Here is a 1,640-nt window from a genome sequence, read left to right on the forward strand (position 1 = left end):
GAGCATCGGGAAAAAATTAGAGAAAGTATGCGCTAGGTCACAAGGCAAAATAGGAAAGGTAGATTTTCCTTCCCGCTTAACTTTGCTAATTTGCTGTGCCTGTTTGTGGTGGCGCCTGTTACCATTACAGCTAACTTAAAGCATTGACGATGTGGTGGCATTCCTTTTTCTGTCTGCTTGGTACCGTTGCTGATTAAAGATACCGAAGCACATTTTTCATATTGTAGCTCGACGTTATCTGTTAGAGGAAACCGCCGCTGATTAGCAAATAAAAAGTTGAATACATATTCGTCGCCCCGTCATATTGCCAATGCTTTTTTGTGTGTTCGAGTTGATAGGGTTCCTTAGCAAACAAGAATAGAAGGGTCACCAAACTCCTCGTCTGTGATTGGTTACCCATCTATGCATGCCCAAAATGTTCAGTTTACTCATGGTAGCGAAGCCGTACCAGCTTTTTACAGTGTCTGAAAACTTTACATTCCGGTATAACTGATCCCAGCTTTGGCCCTGGCGCACCAGATTTAATACCTGCTGGTGAAGGTCAACCATGTAGTCTCTTTCGTTTTTGATTGTCTCCAATGTAGCGGGTGTATAGTGGCCGATGTCGATAAAATCCACATCCTGCTTTAAAACCCAGTTGAGTGTTTCTATCCAGCCATCATAATAAAAGTCCAGAAAATCATTATAGGGCATGGTGTTGGATTGCCCGACATCGGTCAACTGAAGGGCTTTGTAAGCAGGGAACGACACGACCGACATGCTGTTGGAATGGCTGGGTGCAATGTGATGAAGAATCACCGTTTCGCCGCCAAGTTTTATGGTCAATTGTTTTTCATATACAATATCGGGCACGGCTATGGGAAGCTTTTCGCCAATAATGGGTTCTAACCCGTTTTTCTGAATGATGACCTTTGCCCCGTCCTGTTGAAAAATTTGAGAACCTCCTGCATGGTCGTAATGCGCATGGGTCAGAATTACATATTTCACCGGTACCTTGAACCGCTTTTTTATTTCATCATTCAGCCAAATGGCGGCGGGTGTTAAAGCGGGGTCAATAACAATAGCTCCTGCTTTCGTGATCAATACAAGGCCGCTGTGTAGCGATGGAATGGTGTCGTTGGTATGCCGGTAGAGATTGCCCTTCACCTGCGTCAATGATTTTTGCAGGTCCGGGTTGGGTTTCCCATAAACATCAGGAAGCACCTGCCGATCCTTGTAAAGTGATTTATTCACATACTCTTTTCCAATTAAAGTGTCTCTGCTTTGTGCCAATCCATCATAAGCAAAAACGAGGAATGCCAAGAGGCAAAGCGAAAATGAAATATGTTTTGTTAGCATTTTTAGAGCTTTTAGGCGTGTTACTAACTTGACGCACAACGTAGGGCGGCAGAAAACGTCCTGCCGAAATTTCAGAGGTTTTGATGTATTCTACGAGTAGTTACCTGTGCTTTGTTTTCCTTTTTTGCAGTAGCTGTAGGCCTTAATTTCTTTTCTAATTCAAGGAAAAACAAGCTGCTCTTTGAGTTACTTTCTCCTTTTAATTTCTTTTAAATGGTGGCTTTAGTCCACAGGCCATGTTGATGATGCGGATCGGCAACGTAGCCAGGGGCGCGGTAGGCTTTTTGAGATCAATCCATCTA

1 protein-coding gene is annotated in these 1,640 nt (G+C 43.5%); it reads right to left on the reverse strand.

Translation table 11 applies throughout. The features are described 5' to 3' along the window. Positions 1–366 precede the first annotated feature (366 nt). Positions 367–1,338: an MBL fold metallo-hydrolase gene (locus OB13_RS19380; RefSeq protein WP_461491835.1), complete on the reverse strand. Its 972-nt coding sequence runs from the start codon at positions 1,336–1,338 to the stop codon at positions 367–369. Between the last annotated feature and the right edge of the window lie 302 nt (positions 1,339–1,640).

The organism is Pontibacter sp. HJ8, assembly GCF_054824225.1.

Coding starts and splice junctions, on each gene's coding strand:
- OB13_RS19380 (WP_461491835.1), bottom strand. CDS start 1,338: ATGCTAACAAAACATATTTCATTTTCGCTTTGCCTCTTGGCATTCCTC.